At 69.3% G+C, this 17745-nt stretch carries 12 protein-coding genes; 5 read left to right on the top strand and 7 right to left on the bottom strand.

What is annotated here, in order from left to right; all coding sequences use genetic code 11:
* Nucleotides 1-129: 129 nt before the first annotated feature.
* Both NGK70_RS19640 and NGK70_RS19635 read left to right on the top strand, forming a co-directional pair.
* The gene (locus NGK70_RS19640) at nucleotides 130-1578 is read left to right on the top strand and encodes a M16 family metallopeptidase (RefSeq protein WP_251970167.1); all 1449 of its coding nucleotides are present in this window, start codon (nucleotides 130-132) and stop codon (nucleotides 1576-1578) included.
* A complete protein-coding gene (locus tag NGK70_RS19635) occupies nucleotides 1578-3077 on the top strand; it encodes a M16 family metallopeptidase (RefSeq protein WP_251970166.1) in 1500 nt (499 codons plus the stop codon). The genes NGK70_RS19640 and NGK70_RS19635 overlap by 1 nt, the downstream gene beginning before the upstream one ends.
* A 62-nt stretch (nucleotides 3078-3139) precedes the next feature.
* Here the strand turns inward: NGK70_RS19635 and NGK70_RS19630 are convergent, their stop codons facing one another.
* The 4 genes from NGK70_RS19630 to NGK70_RS19615 form a co-directional block, all read right to left on the bottom strand.
* Entirely contained in the window at nucleotides 3140-5215 is a 2076-nt protein-coding gene (locus tag NGK70_RS19630) for a M3 family metallopeptidase (protein WP_251970165.1), read from the bottom strand.
* On the bottom strand, nucleotides 5212-6066 hold the full coding sequence (gene folD / locus NGK70_RS19625; protein ID WP_251970164.1) for a bifunctional methylenetetrahydrofolate dehydrogenase/methenyltetrahydrofolate cyclohydrolase FolD: 855 nt from the start codon (nucleotides 6064-6066) through the stop codon (nucleotides 5212-5214). Before folD ends, NGK70_RS19630 begins: the two co-directional genes overlap by 4 nt.
* Nucleotides 6067-6138: 72 nt before the next feature.
* Nucleotides 6139-6762, bottom strand: coding sequence for a response regulator transcription factor (locus NGK70_RS19620; RefSeq protein WP_251970163.1), 624 nt, complete (start codon nucleotides 6760-6762; stop codon nucleotides 6139-6141).
* Nucleotides 6759-9287 (bottom strand): PAS domain S-box protein, encoded by a 2529-nt coding sequence (locus NGK70_RS19615; RefSeq protein ID WP_251970162.1) that lies wholly within the window; start codon nucleotides 9285-9287, stop codon nucleotides 6759-6761. The genes NGK70_RS19620 and NGK70_RS19615 overlap by 4 nt, the downstream gene beginning before the upstream one ends.
* 260 nt (nucleotides 9288-9547) lie before the next feature.
* Here NGK70_RS19615 and aceE point away from each other — a divergent pair, with 260 nt between their 5' ends.
* From aceE to lpdA, 3 genes are read left to right on the top strand one after another with little or no spacing between them, the layout of a single operon-like run.
* Nucleotides 9548-12256, top strand: a complete 2709-nt coding sequence (gene aceE / locus NGK70_RS19610; RefSeq protein WP_251970161.1) for a pyruvate dehydrogenase (acetyl-transferring), homodimeric type — start codon at nucleotides 9548-9550, stop codon at nucleotides 12254-12256.
* A 21-nt stretch (nucleotides 12257-12277) separates the two neighbouring features.
* Nucleotides 12278-13996, top strand: a complete 1719-nt coding sequence (gene aceF / locus NGK70_RS19605) for a dihydrolipoyllysine-residue acetyltransferase (protein WP_251970160.1) — start codon at nucleotides 12278-12280, stop codon at nucleotides 13994-13996.
* Nucleotides 13997-14009: 13 nt separating this feature from the next.
* Entirely contained in the window at nucleotides 14010-15881 is a 1872-nt protein-coding gene (gene lpdA / locus NGK70_RS19590; RefSeq protein WP_256490695.1) for a dihydrolipoyl dehydrogenase, read from the top strand.
* Between the two features lie 92 nt (nucleotides 15882-15973).
* Here the strand turns inward: lpdA and NGK70_RS19585 are convergent, their stop codons facing one another.
* The 3 genes from NGK70_RS19585 to NGK70_RS19575 form a co-directional block, all read right to left on the bottom strand.
* The gene (locus NGK70_RS19585) at nucleotides 15974-16381 is read right to left on the bottom strand and encodes a type II toxin-antitoxin system VapC family toxin (RefSeq protein ID WP_251970159.1); all 408 of its coding nucleotides are present in this window, start codon (nucleotides 16379-16381) and stop codon (nucleotides 15974-15976) included.
* A gap of 38 nt (nucleotides 16382-16419) precedes the next feature.
* Complete coding sequence (locus tag NGK70_RS19580; protein WP_251970158.1) at nucleotides 16420-16668, bottom strand: DUF2281 domain-containing protein; 249 nt, start codon at nucleotides 16666-16668, stop codon at nucleotides 16420-16422.
* 109 nt (nucleotides 16669-16777) lie between these two features.
* Nucleotides 16778-17740: a toll/interleukin-1 receptor domain-containing protein gene (locus NGK70_RS19575; RefSeq protein WP_251970157.1), complete on the bottom strand. Its 963-nt coding sequence runs from the start codon at nucleotides 17738-17740 to the stop codon at nucleotides 16778-16780.
* Between the last annotated feature and the right edge of the window lie 5 nt (nucleotides 17741-17745).

The raw sequence follows: 17745 nt of genomic DNA, 5'->3' as shown, positions 1-17745 counted from the left end.
CTGGGGCTTGCTGCTACGCTGGTGGCCGTTCTCCTGCCGCACCCTCGACCCATGCCGTTGCCCTTGCCCTTGCCTGAGCCGAGACCATTCCCGAAACGGTTCCCCGACCCCTCTGCCGCATTGCCTCGGTTGGCGCGGCGGCACTGGCTCGCCCTCGCAGGCGCCTCGCTGTGGCCGGCCTGGGCTGGCGCTGCGCCCGGGCGGGTGCCGCTGCTGGCCGTGCCGCCCCTGGCGCTGCAGCAGCGCCGCCTCGGCAATGGCTTGGCGCTGGTGCTGCTGCCGGAGTCCGGCGGAGCGCAGGCCGCGGGCAGGGGCCGGCCCGGCAGTGGCACGGTGAGCGTGCAGGTCTGGTACCAGGTCGGGGGCAAGGACGATCCGGTGGGCCGCAGCGGCTTCGCGCACCTGTTCGAGCACATGATGTTCAAGGGGGCGCGCCACCTGGCCAACGAGCAGTTCGACCGCCTCACCGAAGACGTCGGTGGCGCCAACAACGCCTTCACGGCCGAGGACGTCACGGTCTACCACGCTGAGGTGCCGGCCAACCACCTGGAGCGCCTGCTCTGGGCCGAGGCCGAGCGCATGGCGCACCTCAACGTCGACCAGGCCAACTTCGACAGCGAGCGTGCGGTGGTGAAGGAGGAGTTCCGCGAGCGCGTGCTGGCCGATCCCTATGGGCGGCTCTTCAACGGGTTGCCTGCGGCCTTCTGGCAGCGCCATCCCTACCGACGCCCGGTGATCGGCAGCATCGAGGACCTGGAGGCGGCCACGCTGGACGACGTGCGGCGCTTCCACGCCACCTACTATCGGCCCGACAACGCGGTGCTGATCGTGGCTGGCGACTTCGATCCCGCGCAGGCGCAGGCCTGGGTGGACCGCTACTTCGGCGTGCTGGCACGGCCAGCCGCGCCACTGCCGCGGGTGCAGGTGCGCGAGCCGCGGCGCGAGCGCAGCGAGCACCTGCGCCTGCAGGGGCCGCGCGTGCCGCTGCCGGCCCTGGCGCTGATGTGGCAAGGCCCGGGTGCCGGGCATGTGGATGCGGCGGCACTGCACGTGGCGGCTGCGCTGCTGGCCAGCGGTGAGTCGGCACGGCTGAACGAGGCGCTCGTCTACCGCCAGCGCATCGCCCAATCGGCGGGCTTCTCGGCCGATTTGCTCGCCGATGGCGGCATGCTGGTGGCCTGGGCAATTGCGGCGGGTGAGCCTGCTGCAGCGGCCGCCGCAGCGCCCGGGGCCGTGCTGGACCGGCTGGAGCGCAGCCTGCGGCGCGAGATCGCCCGGCTCGCCGACGCGCCGATCGCCACGGCCGAGCTGGACAAGGTGCGCACCGGGCTGGTGACCCAGGCGATCGCCGGGCGGCAGACGCCCGAGGGCCGGGCCACCGCGGTGGGCTGGGCGATCGTGCAGCGCGGCGATGCCGCTGCGGCCGACCGCGAGCTGGCCGAGCTGCAGGCCGTGCGCGCCGAGGATGTGCAGCGCGTGCTGCGCCGGTACGTCGGCCAGGGCCATGCGGTGCGCCTCGACTACCGCCAGGAGGCCGACCCGGCGAAGGGGCCTGCCGTGACGAAGGAGGGCCGCTGATGCACCCCGCCCCGCTCAGGGCCGCGCGCCGGCCCGGGTTCCCGCGGTGGACCTTGGCCGCGCTGTTGCTCGCGGGCCTGGCCCGCGTGGTCGTGGCGGGCACGCCCGGTGTCGACCTGCCACCGCTGCCCGGCCCGACACCGCCAGTGGCGGTGCCGCAGGTCCATGAGGAGCGCCTGCCCAACGGCCTGACGCTGATCGTCGTGCCCCGCCCGGGCGTGCCGCTGGTGAGTGCACGCCTGCTGCTGCGTGGCGGTGCGCTGGCCGACCCGCCCCAGCGCGCCGGGCTGGCCGAGCTGACCGCCAACCTGCTGGGCAAGGGTGCCTGGCGCGGCGGGAGGCGGGTCGATGCGGCCACGCTGGCACGCCAGGCCGAGGCGCTGGGTGGCAACCTGGACACTGGCGCGGGTGCCGTCTCGCTCGGCGTGGCGATGACGGTGACCACGCCGCACCTGGACGAGGCGCTGGCGCTGATCGCCGACGTGGTGCGCCGGCCGCTGCTGGCGGCCAACGAGCTGGAGCGCAGCCGCGCCCAGATGGCCGATGGCCTGCGCCTGGCGCTGGCCGACCCCTCCGCGCTGGCCTCGATGGTGGCGCGGCGCGTGCACTGGGGCGCCAGCCCCGAGGGGGTGGTCACCACCCCGGCCAGCCTGGCGCGGCTGACCTCCGGCGACGTGCGCGCCTTCCACCGCCGCTGGGCGCGGCCCGACCAGGCTGCACTGCTGCTCAGCGGTGACGTGGACCTGCCGCGGGCGCGCCGGCTGGCGCAGCGCTGGTTCGGGTCCTGGCCGCAGCCGCGCGGGCCTGCGCCGGTGGTGATGGCCCGGGAGCCGGTGTCGCAGGCCGCGTCGACGGTGCTCCTGCAGCTGCCCGGGGCAGGGCAGTCCAGCGTGGCGCTGGTCGGTGGCTTCAGCGCCCAGGGGGATGACGACCGGCGCATCGGCCAGGTGGCCAACGCGGTGCTGGGTGGCGGCTACTCGTCGCGCCTGAACCAGGAGGTGCGCATCCGCCGTGGCCTGGCCTACGGTGCCGGCAGCCGGGGTGAGGCCACCGAGCGCGGCGGCATGTGGCTGGCCAGGACCCAGACCGACCACCGCAACGCGGCGCAGGTGCTGCAGCTCATGCGCGCCGAGGTGGTCAGGTTGGCCGAGCAGCCGCCGGGTGCGGAGGAACTGGCGGCGCGAAAGGCCAGCCTGATTGGCGGTTTTGCGCGCCAGCTCGAAACCACGTCGGGCCTGGGCGGCGCCCATGGTGACCTGTGGGTGCAACGTCGGCCGCTGCACACGCTGTCAGAGCTGCCCGCGCAGATCGAAGCGGTGCAGGCCAGCCAGGTAGCGGACTACGCCCGGCGACGCTGGGCGGCGGCGACGCTGCGGGCCGTGGTGGTGGGTGACTTGGCCGAGGTGGCGCCAGAACCTGGTTTCGACCCCCAGGCCCTGCGCCTGAACGCGGCCGAGCTCGACCTGGACCAGCCTGGCCTGCGCTCGCCGCGGCGCTGAACCTGCCGCGGCACGAGCACAACCGGCGGGTCCGTGCCCGCCAGCCGGCCATGCCGCCAGGCTCAGTCCGCCATGCCCTGGTGGCGCAGCAGGGCGTCGATGGTCGGCGCGCGGCCGCGGAAGGCCTTGAAGTTGTCGATCGCGTCACGCGCGCCGCCGGCTTCGAGGATGCACTGGCGGTAGCGCAGGCCGGTCTCGGGGTTGAGCACGCCTTCTTCCTCGAAGGCGCTCCAGGCATCGGCGCTCAGCACCTCGGCCCACTTGTAGCTGTAGTAGCCCGCCGCATAGCCGCCGGCAAAGATGTGCGAGAAGGTGTGCTGGAAGCGGTTGAAGGCCGGCGGCACCAGCACCGCCACCTCGCGGCGCACCTCGTCGATGACCTGCTGCACCCTGGCCTCGGAGCCCGGCTCGCTGTGCAGGCGCATGTCGAAGAGCGCGAACTCCACCTGGCGCAGCGTCATCAGCCCGCTCTGGAAGTTCTTGGCCGCGATCATCTTGTCGAACAGCCCGCGCGGCAGCGCCGCAGCCGTGTCGACGTGGGCGGTCATGTGCCGCAGCACCTCCCACTCCCAGCAGAAGTTCTCCATGAACTGGCTGGGCAGCTCCACCGCGTCCCACTCGACGCCGGAGATGCCGGACACGCCCAGCTCGTCCACCTGCGTGAGCATGTGGTGCAGGCCGTGGCCGAACTCGTGGAACAGCGTCTGCACCTCGTCGTGCGTCAGCAGCGCGGGGCGGCCGTCCACCGGGGCGGAGAAGTTGCACACCAGGTGCGCCACGGGGGTCTGCAGCCGGTTCGTGTCCGGGCGCTGCCAGCGGCTGCGCACATCGTCCATCCAGGCGCCAGGGCGCTTGCCGGGGCGGGCGTAGGGGTCGAGGTAGAAGCGGCCGACCACGGTGGGCACGCCATCGGGCTGCGGGCAGGGGCGCTCGATGCGGAAGAAGCGCACGCTCTCGTGCCAGACCGCCGCCTTCTCGGGGCGGATGCGCACGTCGAACAGCGTCTCGATGATGCGGAACAGCCCGTCGAGCACCTTGGGCTCGGTGAAGTACTGCTTGAGTTCCAGGTCGCTGAAGGCGTAGCGCGCCTCCTTGAGCTTCTCGCTGGCGTAGGGCACGTCCCAGGCCTGCAGGTCGACCAGGCCGAGTTCCTTCGCGGCGAACTCGCGCAGCTCGGCCAGGTCCCGCTCCGCGTAGGGGCGCGCCCGCGTGGCCAGGTCGCGCAGGAAGTGCAGCACCTCGGCGGCATCGCTCGCCATCTTGGGCACCAGCGAGACCTCGGCGTAATGGGCGTGGCCGAGCAGCTTCGCTTCCTCCTGGCGCAGGCGCAGGATGTCGGCCATCAGCGCGCTGTTGTCGCGCTCGCTGGGGCCGGCCTCGCAGGCGCGGGTCACGTAGGCGGTGTAGAGCCGCTCGCGCAGCGCGCGGTTCTCGGCGTACTGCATCACCGGCAGGTAGACCGGCATGTGCAGCGTGAGCTTGTGACCACCTTCGGTCTGGGTCGCGCTGAGCACATCGGCGGGCACGCCCGCCAGTTCGTCGGCCTGGGCGATGTAGGCAAAGCCATCGGTGGCGTCCAGCACGTGCTCGGAGAACTGCTGCGACAAGCGTGCCAGCTCCTCCTGGATCTGCGCGTAGCGCACCTTGTCCTCGCCCTGCAGCTCGGCGCCGGAGAGCACGAAGTCGCGCAGCCAGTGCGCCAGCGCCTGACGGCGCGCCGGCTTCAGCGTGGCCGCGGCCGGGCTGGCGGCGATGGTCTTGTACTTGGCGTACAGCCGCTCATCGGCGCCCTGGCGGGTGTAGAACTCGGTGACGGCCGGCAGGTTCTCGTTGTAGGCCGCGCGCAGTTCGGGCGTGTCCTTGACGCTCTTGAGGTGGCTGACGGCGCCCCAGGCGCGCCCGAGCCGTTCGGTGGCCACCGACAGCGTGCGCGAGAGCGCGTCGTAATCCGCCGGTGTCGCCTCGCTCACCGCGGCTTCCAACGCTGCGTTGGCGGCGGCCAGCAGGGCGCTGATGGCCGGCGTGACGTGCTCGGGCTGGATCGCGTCGAAGGCCGGCAGGTCGGTGGCCGCCAGCAGCGGGTTGGCCTGCGGGCGGGCGAGCAGGCTGGACGGGGTGTTCAGGGCGGGGGACTTCATGCAGCGCAGCGCTCGGCAGCCTCGATCGTGTTGACCAGCAACATTGTGATGGTCATGGGCCCGACCCCGCCTGGCACGGGGGTGATCCAGCCGGCGACTTCCTTCACGCCGGCGAAGTCCACGTCGCCGCAGAGCTTGCCTTCGTCGTTGCGGTTCATGCCGACGTCGATCACCACCGCGCCGGGCTTGACCATGTCGGCGGTCAGCACGTTGCGCTTGCCCACCGCGGCCACCACCACGTCGGCCTGGCGCGTCATCGCGCCCAGGTCGGCGGTGCCGCTGTGGCAGACGGTGACGGTGGCGTTGGCCGCCAGCAGCATCATCGCCATCGGCTTGCCGACGATGTTGCTGCGCCCGATCACCACCGCATGCTTGCCGCGCAGGTCCTTCATGCCGATGCTTTCCAGCATCTTCATGCAGCCATAGGGCGTGCAGGCCTTGAAGCCGACCTCGCCCACCATCAGCGCGCCGGCCGACGAGACGTGGAAGCCGTCCACGTCCTTGGCTGGGGAGATCGCCTCGATCACCTGGTGATCGTCGATGTGCTTGGGCAGTGGCAGCTGCACCAGGATGCCGTGGATGGCCGGGTCGCGGTTGAGCGCGTCGATGCGCGCGAGCAGCTCGGCCTCGGTCAGCGCGGCGTCGTACTTTTCGAGCACCGAGTGCAGACCGCTGTCCTCGCAGGCCTTGACCTTGTTGCGCACGTAGACCTGGCTGGCCGGGTTGTCGCCCACCAGGATCACCGCCAGCCCCGGCTTGACGCCGCGGGCCGTCAGCGCCGCCGCGCGCTGCGCCACCTCGGCGCGGATCTGTTTGGAGAGGGCGTTGCCGTCGATGAGCTGCGCGGTCATGGTCGGGTTCCTAGGGCAGGCGGAAAAACAAAAGGCCGCTGAATGCAGCGGCCTGGGTGAAGAGGGGGGCGATCAGGTCTTGGCCTGCGCGCCGAGGGCGATCTTCAGCAGATCGGCCACGGTATTGGCGTTGAGCTTTTCCATGATGTTGGCGCGGTGCGCCTCCACCGTCTTGATGCTGATGCCCAGGTCGTCGGCGATCTGCTTGTTCAGCCGGCCGGCGACGATGCGCTCCAGTACCTGGGCCTCACGCGTGGTCAGGCGTGCCAGCAGCGCGTCGCGGCTGACCTGCTCCTGGTGGTGCGAGAAGGCAGAGCGGGCGCGCTCCAGCATGCGTTCGACCAGGGCGACCAGCTCTTCTTCCTTGAAGGGCTTCTCGATGAAGTCCTCGGCGCCCTTCTTCATCGTGGTCACCGCCATTGGCACGTCGCCGTGACCGGTGATGAAGACGATCGGCAGAGGGCTCTTGCGCTCCAGCAGGCGGTCCTGCAGTTCCAGGCCGGTCATGCCGTCCATGCGGATGTCGGCGATCAGGCAGGCGACCTCGCGGGGGTCGAAACGCGACAGGAAGGCTTCAGCGGAGTCGAAGCACTTGACGCGGTAGTCCTTGCCTTCGAGCAACCACTGCAGCGAGTCCCTCACCGCTTCGTCGTCGTCCACCACGTACACCGTGCCGCGCTTGGGAATCAGGCTCATAGATGCTCTGCGAACTGGGAGGGCTCCGAGGCACCCAGGTTGCCGACGGGCAACCAGACGGTGAAACGGCAGCCGCTGATGTGTGTTCCATTGTAGAGGTTCTCCGCCCGGATCCGGCCGTGGTGCGACTCGACGATGGAGCGGCACAACGACAGCCCGATCCCCAGGCCATCGGTCTTGGTGGAGAAGAAGGCCTCGTAGAGCCGGCTGATGACTTCCTCTTTCAGACCGGGGCCGGTGTCGGTGACGGTGAACTCGATCACGCCGCCGATCTCGGGGGTGTGGCGCGGCACCACGCGCAGCTCGATGGTGCGCCGCTGGGGTGGCCGCTGCGCCTGGTCGATCGCCTCGGCGGCGTTCTTGATCAGGTTGAGCAGCACCTGCTCGATCAGGATCGGGTCGACCATCAGCTGCGGCAGCCGCTGGGCCACATAGCTGTGGATCGCCACGTTGTGCCGGCGCAGCACGATGCCGGCCAGCTCCAGGGTGTCCTCGACGAGGTCGGCCGCACGCGACGGCGTGCGCTGCGGCTCGCTGCGCTTCACGAAGTTGCGGATGCGGTGGATGATCTGGCCGGCGCGGTGCGCCTGGCGCGAGGTCTTCTCCAGCGCCATCAGCAGGTCCTCCTGCTGCAGCGTGCCCGCCTTGGCGCGCGAGATCATGCCGTTGCAGTAGTTGGCGATGGCCGCCAGCGGCTGGTTCAGCTCGTGCGCGACCGACGAGGCCATCTCGCCCATCGTCACCAGCCGGCTGGTCACCTGGGCGCGCTCGGCCTGCTGCGAGGCCTGCTCCTCCATGCGGCGGCGGGCGGTGATGTCGGTGGCGATCAGCATCTGCGCGAGCCGGCCGTCGGTCCACTGCAGGTAGCGCGCACGCACGTCGAACCACTTCTGCAGCGTGTCGACGAAGACCTCGCGCGCATCGGCGCCCAGCTCCGTCAGTTCGGCGGTGGGCAGGCCGGAGAGGTTGTCCACCGCGTCGTCGCGATCGCCGCGGGAGGTTGCCGAGGGTTCGCCCGCCAGCTGCGCATGCCAGCGCGCATCGCTGCCGAACCAGAGCTTGTAGGAGCGGTTGGCGAACAGCAGTTCGCCGTTCTGCACCGACAGCACCGACACCGCCGCGTCCAGCCCCTCCAGCACGGTGGTGAAGCGCTCGTGCGAGGCGGTGAGCTGGTCGCGCACGCGCTTGGCCTCGGTGATGTTGGTCATCGAGGTCATCCAGCCAGTCTGGTGGCCGCGCGCGTCGATCAGCGGCGAGACGTACATGCGCGCGTCGAAGCGCGTGCCGTCCTTGCGCATCACCCGCACCTCGAAGCCGCCGGCCGGGCTCAGGCCGGCCAATTCCTGGCGCAGCAGCCGGGCGCTTTCATCGAGCAGTTCCGGGGCCCAGTGCGGGTAGGGCGGCAGCCGCCCGATCAGCTCGGCCTCGGTGAAGCCCGTCATCGCGCTGAAGGCCGGATTCACGTAGCTGATGCGGCCCTCCATGTCCATGGCGCGCATGCCGGTGAGCATGGAGTTCTCCATGGCCCGGCGGAAGTTGGTCTCCTGCACCAAGGCGCCCTGGATCTGCGAGCGCCGCCGCATGTGCCGCCAGGTGCCCAGCAGCATCCACACCGTCAGCACCGACAGGGCCAGCACCATCCAGAACAGCGTGTTGCCGATCAGTCCGAAGGAGGTGCGGTAGCCCTCGCCACGCAGCATCACGCCGTGGTCCACCGGCGAGAAGGGCACGCTGTAGACCAGCGTGGGGGCGGCGCGCCCGCGCTGGGGCGTTACCGTGCTGGCGAGCATCTCCTCGTCCTCATCGACCAGGCTCACGACGTGCCGGCGCGACACCTCGGCGGGCACGAAATAGCGCAGCATCGATTCCAGCGAGTACTCGGCCACCAGCGTGCCTGCGAAGGCGCCCTGCTCGATCAGCGGCACATGCACCTGGAAGACCACCAGGTGCGGGTTCTGCCGGAAGGGGCGCGAATAGATTGGCTGGCGCAGGTCGCGTGCGTCCTTGAAGGCGTCGGTCGTCTCTTTCGGGCGCGGGGCCTCGCTGCTGGCCTCCGAGGCGGCCAGGTCGCGTGGCATCGCCTCCACGAGGTTGGCCGTGACGTGTCGTGCCAGCACCTGCTGGCGGGGATTGAGCCAGGAGATGGCGATCATCTCCGGCCGATTGCGCACCATGCCTTCGGCCTGGGCGAGGAACTGCGCACGGTCGATGGCGTGGGTGCCCACCTCGCGTGCCAGCCGGATCAGCTGCTCCTGGTTCTCGATCAGGCGCAGGCGGATCTGCTGCTGCACCAGCTCGGCATCGCGCTTGACGGACTCGACCTCGCGCTCGACCTCCTCGTTGCGCAGGTACCAGAAAGCCGCAACGATGGCGGCCAGGAACAGCAGCACCGACGCCAGCGGAGCGAGCGTGGCGACCCGGTCCTGTCGGGCCGGTGACTGGCGTCGCCACCAGGACCAGAACCAGCGCTTCGGGCGTGAACGGTGGGCCTGGCTCACGAGGTGCTCCGGGGGACTCAGCTGCATGCCCGGATTATCCGCGGGCCCTGCCGGCATGGCCCGCCCTCAGCGGGGCGGCGAGCGTGCTTGCTGCAGTGCAGCAGGTCCGGATCGGAGGTTTCATCGAACGATCGTGCATTTATTTCACATAATGAAATTGAAAAGCACCATTTGAAATTTGACGAATGATGTGCGAGACTTCGCCCCGCGCCTGAAGCACCGGGGCGCTTTCTGCGCCCACCACCCGAGGCGCCCAACCGCATCTTTGTGCAGCAAGAGGAGACACCATGTCTGCAATGCCGTCGAGCCAGCCGAGCTCGGCCCCCCAGGACAGCGACAGCCAGGAAACCCGCGAGTGGCTGGATGCCCTCAGTGCGGTCATCGGCACTGAAGGTGGCGAACGCGCGCACTACCTGCTGGAGCAGGTGCTGGAGCACGCGCGCCAGAGCGGCATCGACCTGCCCTTCTCGGCCAACACCGCCTACGTCAACACGATCCCGACCGACCAGGAAGAGCGCTGCCCCGGCAACATCGAGATCGAAGAGCGCCTGCGCGCCTACATGCGCTGGAACGCCATGGCGATGGTGGTCAAGGCCAACCGCCACAACCCCGAGGATGGGGGTGACCTGGGCGGCCACATCGGTTCCTTCGCCTCGCTGGCGCACCTGTTCGGAGCCGGCTTCAACCACTTCTGGCACGCCGAGGATGCCGGGCACGGCGGCGACTGCATCTACATCCAGGGCCACGTGGCGCCGGGGGTGTATGCGCGTGCCTTCCTGGAGGGCCGTCTGACCGAGGAACAGCTGCTGCATTTCCGACAGGAAGTCGACGGCAAGGGCCTGTCGAGCTACCCGCACCCCAAGCTGATGCCCGAGTTCTGGCAGTTCCCCACCGTCAGCATGGGCCTGGGCCCGCTGATGGCGATCTACCAGGCGCGCTTCCTGAAGTACCTGCATGCCCGCGGCATTGCCGACACGTCCAACCGCAAGGTCTGGGTGTTCTGCGGCGACGGTGAGATGGACGAGGTGGAGTCGCTGGGTGCCATCGGCCTGGCCGCGCGCGAGAAGCTGGACAACCTGATCTTCGTCATCAACTGCAACCTGCAGCGCCTGGACGGCCCGGTGCGCGGCAACGGCAAGATCATCCAGGAGCTCGAAGGCGAGTTCCGCGGCTCGGGCTGGAACGTCATCAAGCTGCTGTGGGGCAGCAACTGGGATCCGCTGCTGGCGCGCGACAAGGACGGCGCCCTGCGCAAGGTCATGATGGAGACGCTGGACGGCGACTACCAGTCCTTCAAGGCCAACGATGGCGCCTACGTGCGCAAGCACTTCTTCGGCCGTGACCCGCGCACCCTGGAGATGGTTGCCAAGATGAGCGACGACGACATCTGGAACCTGCGCCGCGGCGGCCACGACCCGCAGAAGGTCTACGCGGCCTTCCACCGCGCGGTCAACCACGTCGGCCAGCCCAGCGTGCTGCTGGTCAAGACCGTCAAGGGCTTCGGCATGGGCAAGGCGGGCGAGGGCAAGAACACCGTCCACCAGACCAAGAAGCTGACCGACGACGACATCAAGTACTTCCGCGACCGCTTCAACATTCCCATCCCCGACAGCGAGCTGCCGAAGATCCCCTTCTACAAGCCGGCCGACGACACGCCGGAGATGCGCTACCTGCACGAGCGCCGCCAGGCCATGGGCGGCTACCTGCCCAAGCGCCGCGTGAAGGCCGAAGAGAGCTTCACCGTGCCCTCGCTGGAGACCTTCAAGGCCATCCTGGAGCCCACCGTCGAGGGCCGCGAGATCTCCACCACCCAGGCCTATGTGCGCTTCCTGACGCAGCTGCTGCGCGACCAGGCGCTGGGCCCGCGCGTGGTGCCCATCCTGGTGGACGAGGCGCGCACCTTCGGCATGGAAGGCCTGTTCCGCCAGGTCGGCATCTACAACCCCGAAGGGCAGAAGTACACCCCGGTCGACAAGGACCAGGTGATGTACTACCGCGAGGCCGAGAACGGCCAGATCCTGCAGGAAGGCATCAACGAGGCCGGCGGCATGGCCAGCTGGATCGCCGCGGCCACGAGCTACAGCACGAGCAACCGCATCATGGTGCCGTTCTACGTGTACTACTCGATGTTCGGCTTCCAGCGCATCGGCGACCTCGCCTGGGCGGCCGGCGACATGCAGGCGCGCGGCTTCCTGTTGGGTGGCACCTCCGGGCGCACCACGCTGAACGGCGAAGGCCTGCAGCACGAGGACGGCCACAGCCACATCCTGGCCGGCACCATCCCCAACTGCGTGAGCTACGACCCCAGCTTCGCGCACGAGGTGGCGGTGATCATGCAGCACGGCCTCAAGCGCATGGTCGAGAAGCAGGAAAACGTCTTCTACTACCTGACGCTGCTCAACGAGAACTACGCCATGCCCGGCCTGCGCGCCGGCACCGAGGAGCAGATCCTCAAGGGCATGTACCTGCTGGAAGAAGCACCGGCGGGCACCCCCCTGCAGGTCAACCTGCTGGGCTCGGGCACCATCCTGCGCGAGTCGATGGCCGCGCGCACCCTGCTGGCTGCCGACTGGGGCGTGTCCGCAAACGTCTGGAGCTGCCCGAGCTTCAACGAGCTGGCACGTGACGGCCAGGCCGCCGAGCGCTGGAACCTGCTGCACCCGACCGACGCGCAGAAGGTCTCCTTCGTGGCCGAGCAGCTGGCACCGCACGCTGGCCCGGTGATCGCCTCGACCGACTACATGAAGAACTACGCGGAGCAGATCCGCCCCTTCATCCCGGCCGGCCGCGCCTTCAAGGTGTTGGGCACCGACGGCTTCGGGCGCAGCGACTTCCGCGGCAAGCTGCGTGAGCACTTCGAGATCAACCGCCACTACATCGTCGTGGCCGCACTCAAGGCCCTGGCCGACGAGGGCAAGGTCCCGGCCGCCAAGGTGGCCGAGGCGATCACGAAGTACGGCATCAAGGCCGACAAGATCAACCCGCTGTACGCCTGAGCGACGCAGGAGACAAACACCATGGCATTGGTTGAAGTGAAGGTCCCCGACATCGGGGACTTCAAGGAAGTGGCCATCATCGAGGTGCTGGTCAAGCCCGGCGACAGCATCAAGGCCGAGCAGAGCCTGATCACCGTCGAGAGCGACAAGGCCTCGATGGAGATCCCCAGCTCGCACGCCGGCGTGGTCAAGGAGCTGAAGGTCGGCCTGGGCGACAAGGTCGGCGAGGGCTCGCTGGTGCTGCTGCTGGAGACGGCTGGCGAGGCCGCTGCGCCTGCGGCCCCGTCTTCCTCCCTCCCCCTGGCAGGGGGAGGGTCGGGGAGGGAGTCGAGCAATGAGGCACCCGCAGTGCCATCGGGCTCGACTCCTCCCCAGCCCTCCCCTGCCAGGGGAGGGGGTGAAACCGGCCCGATCCAGGTGCTGGTCCCCGACATCGGCGACTTCAAGGACGTCGCGGTGATCGAGTTGCTGGTCAAGGTCGGTGACACGGTGAAGGTCGAGCAGAGCCTGATCACGGTGGAATCGGACAAGGCGTCGATGGAGATCCCGTCGAGCCACGCCGGCGTGGTCAAGGAGATCAAGGTTGCCCTGGGCGACAAGGTCAACATCGGCTCGCTGATCGCGGTCATCGAAGGTGTGGGCGCACCCGCTGCCGTCGCACCGGCACCTGCGGCAACTGCAACTGCAGCCGCTCCGGCTGCCGCGGCACCCGCCGCCGCAACGGCCAGCGCCCCCGCACCGGTGGCAGCTGCTGCCGCACTGCCCGCCCACAACCCCGGCACCCCGAGCGCCAGCCTGCCGCACGCCAGCCCGAGCATCCGCAAGTTCGCCCGCGAACTCGGCGTGCCGCTGGCCGAGGTGAGCGGCTCCGGGCCCAAGGGCCGCATCACACAGACCGACATCGAGTCCTTCGTCAAGGGCGTGATGGCCGGCGCGGTGCAGACCGCCGCGCAGAAGGCCAAGGCGCCCGCACCTGCCGCTGCCGCTGCGGCCGGCGGCGAAGCCTTCCCCGGCCTGCTGCCCTGGCCGAAGGTGGACTTCAGCAAGTTCGGCCCGGTCGAGCGCAAGGACCTCTCGCGCATCAAGAAGATCTCCGGCGCCAACCTGCACCGCAACTGGGTCGTCATCCCGCACGTCACCAACCACGACGACGCGGACATCACCGACCTGGAAGCCTTCCGCGTGGCGACCAACAAGGAGAACGAGAAGTCGGGCGTCAAGGTCACGATGCTCGCCTTCATGATCAAGGCGGCCGTCGCGGCGCTGAAGAAGTTCCCCGAGTTCAACGCCAGCCTGGATGGCGACCAGCTCGTCTACAAGAACTACTTCCACATCGGCTTTGCGGCGGACACGCCGAACGGCCTCGTGGTGCCGGTGATCAAGGACGCCGACAAGAAGGGCATCTTCCAGATCAGCCAGGAAATGGGCGAGCTGGCCAAGAAGGCGCGCGACGGCAAGTTGGGGCCCGCCGACATGAGCGGCGGCTGCTTCAGCATCAGCTCGCTGGGCGGCATCGGCGGGCGCTACTTCACCCCCATCATCAACGCGCCGGAAGTCGCGATCATGGGCGTGTGCAAGAGCAGCATGGAACCGCGCTGGGACGGCAAGCAGTTCGTGCCGCGCCTGATCCTGCCGCTGTCGCTGAGCTGGGACCACCGCGTCATCGACGGCGCGGCCGCAGCCCGCTTCAACGTCTACTTCGCATCCCTGCTGGCGGACTTCCGCCGCATCGTGCTGTGACCGGGAGCACGACATGGCATTGATCGAAGTGCAAGTGCCGGACATCGGCGACTTCAAGGACGTCGGCGTCATCGAGATCCTGGTCAAGCCGGGCGACACGGTGAAGGCCGAGCAGAGCCTGATCACCGTCGAGTCCGACAAGGCCTCGATGGAGATCCCGTCCTCGGCCGCCGGCGTGGTCAAGGAACTGCGGGTTGCGCTGGGCGACAAGGTCAACCAGGGCAGCGTGATCCTGACGCTGGAAGCGGCCGGAGCTGCGGCAGCCTCTTCCTCCCTCCCCCTGGCAGGGGGAGGGTCGGGGAGGGAGTCGAGCAATGAGGCGCCAGTGGCTCTTGCAGGCTCGACTCCACCCCAACCCTCCCCTGCCAGGGGAGGGAGTGAAACCGCTCCCGCATCCACCTACAGCGGCCCGGCCGATGTCGAGTGCGACGTGCTCGTGCTCGGCGCCGGCCCCGGCGGCTACTCGGCGGCCTTCCGCGCCGCCGACCTGGGCCTGAAGGTCGTCATCGTCGAGCGCTACGCGACGCTGGGCGGCGTGTGCCTGAACGTGGGCTGCATCCCGTCCAAGGCGCTGCTGCACGTCGCAGCAGTGATGGACGAGGTCAGCCACCTCGGTGACCTGGGCGTGAGCTTCGGTGCCCCGCAGGTGGACATCGACAAGCTGCGCGGCCACAAGGAAAAGGTCATCGGCAAGCTGACCGGCGGCCTGGCGGCGATGGCCAAGATGCGCAAGGTCACCACCGTGCGCGGCTACGGCGCCTTCCTCGACCCGTACCACGTCCAGGTCGAAGAGACCACCGGCACGGGCCAGGACAAGACCGGCACGACCAAGGTCGTCAAGTTCAGGAACGCCATCATCGCCGCCGGCTCCCAGGCGGTGCGCCTGCCGTTCTTCCCCGATGACGAACGCATCGTCGAATCGACCGGCGCCCTGGCGCTCAAGTCGGTGCCGAAGAAGATGCTCATCGTCGGCGGCGGCATCATCGGCCTGGAAATGGGCACGGTGTACTCGACACTGGGCGCACGCCTGGACGTGGTCGAAATGCTCGACGGCCTGATGCAGGGCGCCGACCGCGACCTCGTCAAGGTCTGGCAGAAGATGAACGCCCACCGCTTCGACAACATCCTGTTGAAGACCAAGACCGTGGGCGCCGAGGCCACGCCGGACGGCATCAAGGTGCAGTTCGAAGGCCTGGATGGCACGAAGAGCGAAGGCGTGTACGACCTGGTGCTGCAGGCCGTGGGCCGCACGCCCAACGGCAAGAAGATCGCTGCCGACAAGGCGGGCGTGGCCGTGACCGACCGCGGCTTCATCCCGGTGGACGTGCAGATGCGCACCAACGTGCCGAACATCTTCGCCATCGGTGACCTGGTCGGCCAGCCCATGCTCGCCCACAAGGCGGTGCACGAGGCGCACGTGGCGGCGGAAGTCATCGCCGGCGAGATCAAGGGTGACGCCGCCCTGGCCAAGGCCCAGTTCGACGCCCGTGTGATCCCGAGCGTGGCCTACACCGATCCGGAAGTGGCCTGGGTCGGCCTGACCGAGGACCAAGCCAAGGCGCAGGGCATCAAGGTCAAGAAGGGCCTGTTCCCCTGGACGGCCTCGGGCCGCGCCATCGCCAACGGCCGCGACGAAGGCTTCACCAAGCTGCTCTTCGACGATTCCCCCGAGGCCCACGGCCACGGCCGCATCCTGGGTGGCGGCATCGTCGGCACCCATGCCGGCGACATGATCGGCGAGATTGCGCTGGCCATCGAGATGGGCGCCGACGCCGTGGACATCGGCAAGACCATCCACCCGCACCCCACGCTGGGCGAGAGCATCGGCATGGCCGCGGAAGTGGCGCATGGCTCGTGCACGGATTTGCCGCCGCAGAAGAGGTGAGCTGAACCTGTCATACCCGCAAAGGCGGGTATCCAGGCAATGAAAAGCCCGATCGGCGCGAGCCGGTCGGGCTTTTCTCGCGTTTCAGCCCCTCAGCCGTCGATCCAGTTCTCCAGCCGCAACGACGGAACGCGCTCGAACTCACGCAGGTTGCGCGTGACCACCGTCAGGTCATGAGCCAGCGCAATGGCGGCAATCTGCAGGTCGTAAGGGCCGATCGGTGTACCCGCCGCAGCCAGGTGCGCACGCAGGTCGCCACATCGCCGGGTTGCCTCGCCAGCAAACGGCAGTGACGGCAGCCACTCAAGCAGCGTGACCAGCTTCTGCCGGTTGTGCTCCTGCCGCTGCGGATCACTGCGCGCCACGCCGAACCAGAGCTCGGCCTCGACCGGCGCACACAGCGCCAATTGGGCCGGATCGAGCGTCCGGATGCGGTCGACCACAGCGGCTTGACCCTTCATGAAGGCAATCACCGTGTTGGTGTCGAGCAGGAACTGCATGGCTTCTGCCTGGGTGTCGCTGGTAGGTCGCGCCGCCGTCAGATCTCGTCCCGCAGCGCATCCTGAGCCAAGTCGGCATCGTCGATGTCATCCGGAACGTCCGGCCCCCATCCGCCCGCCACCGCCTGGATCAGCGCCGCCGAATCCCGGTGGGTAGCGGAATAACCGGCCGCCGAAGGCGTCGTGCCGTAGCGCTGGAGCAGGAAGTCGATGAAGTCCAGCGCCTCACGCGCCGCCGGATCGGGAAGGGACAGGCTGCGGCGGTAGATCGCATCGGCGTAGTTCATGCGGGCTCCTGCGGAAGTGGTGTGCTGCGCAGAAAGATAGCGCAGAAACGCGGTAACCCGTCGGCGGTCGCAGGAGCATCGGGCGGGGCGGTGCTCTTCGCTCCTCTCATCAGGGGCAGACCTCCCGCGTCGTCGTGCTGCGCAGCTCCAGCGCGCAGGTCACCTGACCGTCGAAGCCACAGCGCCAGGCCCCGTCGCTGCGCCGCTCGCAGCGCACCCCGGCCGGGTCGGCCTGGCTGCCGAGCAGGCGGTGGCGCTCCGGGTCCTTGGCGTAGGGCGCACAGGCGCGCTGGGCCTCGTCGGCCAGAACGGGCGCCAGCGCAGCGCGGGCCGCCGCCTCGGTCGCGCCCCGCTCGGCCGGTACGGCCAGCGGCAGGCGGTCGTCCTGGCGCTGCCAGCTCACCACCGGCTCGTCGCGGCAGGCGGCGAAGCGTTTGCGGGCCTCGTCGGCGTGGCGGCCCTGGCCGAAGCGCTGCAGATAGCCCTGCCAGTCTGCACGCTGCAGAGCCTGACCAGCGGCTTCCTTGCCAACCAGCGCCTGCCAGGCCGCGCCCTCGGCGGGATCAGCCCGCTGCTGCCATCCAAGCCCTGCTGCCAGGGCCAACGCCATGCCGCCCGCCGCCGCCCAGCGTGGCCAACGTGCACGGGACGGTGGAGGCGGTGGGGGCGGCGGTGCTCTGCCCTCGACCACCGCCCGCACCTGTGCCAGCAGCCGCTCCCAGCGCGGATCAGCGAGGTCGCCCCTCCAGCCCACCAGATCCAGCACCTGCCGCCCGGCAAAGCCGAAGGGCGCCTCCACGGCATCGATGCGGACCGGCAGCAGCACGCCCCGCGCCTTGGCCCGCTCGGCCTCCTCCAGCACCCACTCGGAAGCGACCGACGCCTCGCTCCAGCACACCAGCACGCAACGGGCCTCGTCCAGCTCCGCCTCGATCGTCCGCCGCCACAGCGCCCCGCCCGGCGTGTCCCGGTCCCACCACACGCTCAACCCGGCCGCAAGCAACCCGTCCAGCAGCGGCTGAATGCGCGGCTTGTCGTCGGACTTGTGGCTGAGGAAGACGTCAGCGGCCATGTCCC

Origin of the sequence: Sphaerotilus microaerophilus (assembly GCF_023734135.1) — a bacterium.
Classification (GTDB): Bacteria; Pseudomonadota; Gammaproteobacteria; order Burkholderiales; family Burkholderiaceae_C; genus Sphaerotilus; species Sphaerotilus microaerophilus.
Note: the sequence above shows the minus strand (reverse complement) of the source record. Positions and strands in the feature narration are given on the sequence as shown.

Bases quoted from the DNA above. Each gene is read 5' to 3' on its own strand.
- aceF (WP_251970160.1), top strand. From the start codon at position 12,278: ATGGCATTGGTTGAAGTGAAGGTCCCCGACATCGGGGACTTCAAGGAA.
- aceE (WP_251970161.1), top strand. From the start codon at position 9,548: ATGTCTGCAATGCCGTCGAGCCAGCCGAGCTCGGCCCCCCAGGACAGC.
- NGK70_RS19630 (WP_251970165.1), bottom strand. From the start codon at position 5,215: ATGAAGTCCCCCGCCCTGAACACCCCGTCCAGCCTGCTCGCCCGCCCG.
- NGK70_RS19585 (WP_251970159.1), bottom strand. From the start codon at position 16,381: ATGCAGTTCCTGCTCGACACCAACACGGTGATTGCCTTCATGAAGGGT.
- NGK70_RS19615 (WP_251970162.1), bottom strand. From the start codon at position 9,287: ATGCAGCTGAGTCCCCCGGAGCACCTCGTGAGCCAGGCCCACCGTTCA.
- lpdA (WP_256490695.1), top strand. From the start codon at position 14,010: ATGGCATTGATCGAAGTGCAAGTGCCGGACATCGGCGACTTCAAGGAC.
- folD (WP_251970164.1), bottom strand. From the start codon at position 6,066: ATGACCGCGCAGCTCATCGACGGCAACGCCCTCTCCAAACAGATCCGC.
- NGK70_RS19580 (WP_251970158.1), bottom strand. From the start codon at position 16,668: ATGAACTACGCCGATGCGATCTACCGCCGCAGCCTGTCCCTTCCCGAT.
- NGK70_RS19620 (WP_251970163.1), bottom strand. From the start codon at position 6,762: ATGAGCCTGATTCCCAAGCGCGGCACGGTGTACGTGGTGGACGACGAC.
- NGK70_RS19575 (WP_251970157.1), bottom strand. From the start codon at position 17,740: ATGGCCGCTGACGTCTTCCTCAGCCACAAGTCCGACGACAAGCCGCGC.
- NGK70_RS19635 (WP_251970166.1), top strand. From the start codon at position 1,578: ATGCACCCCGCCCCGCTCAGGGCCGCGCGCCGGCCCGGGTTCCCGCGG.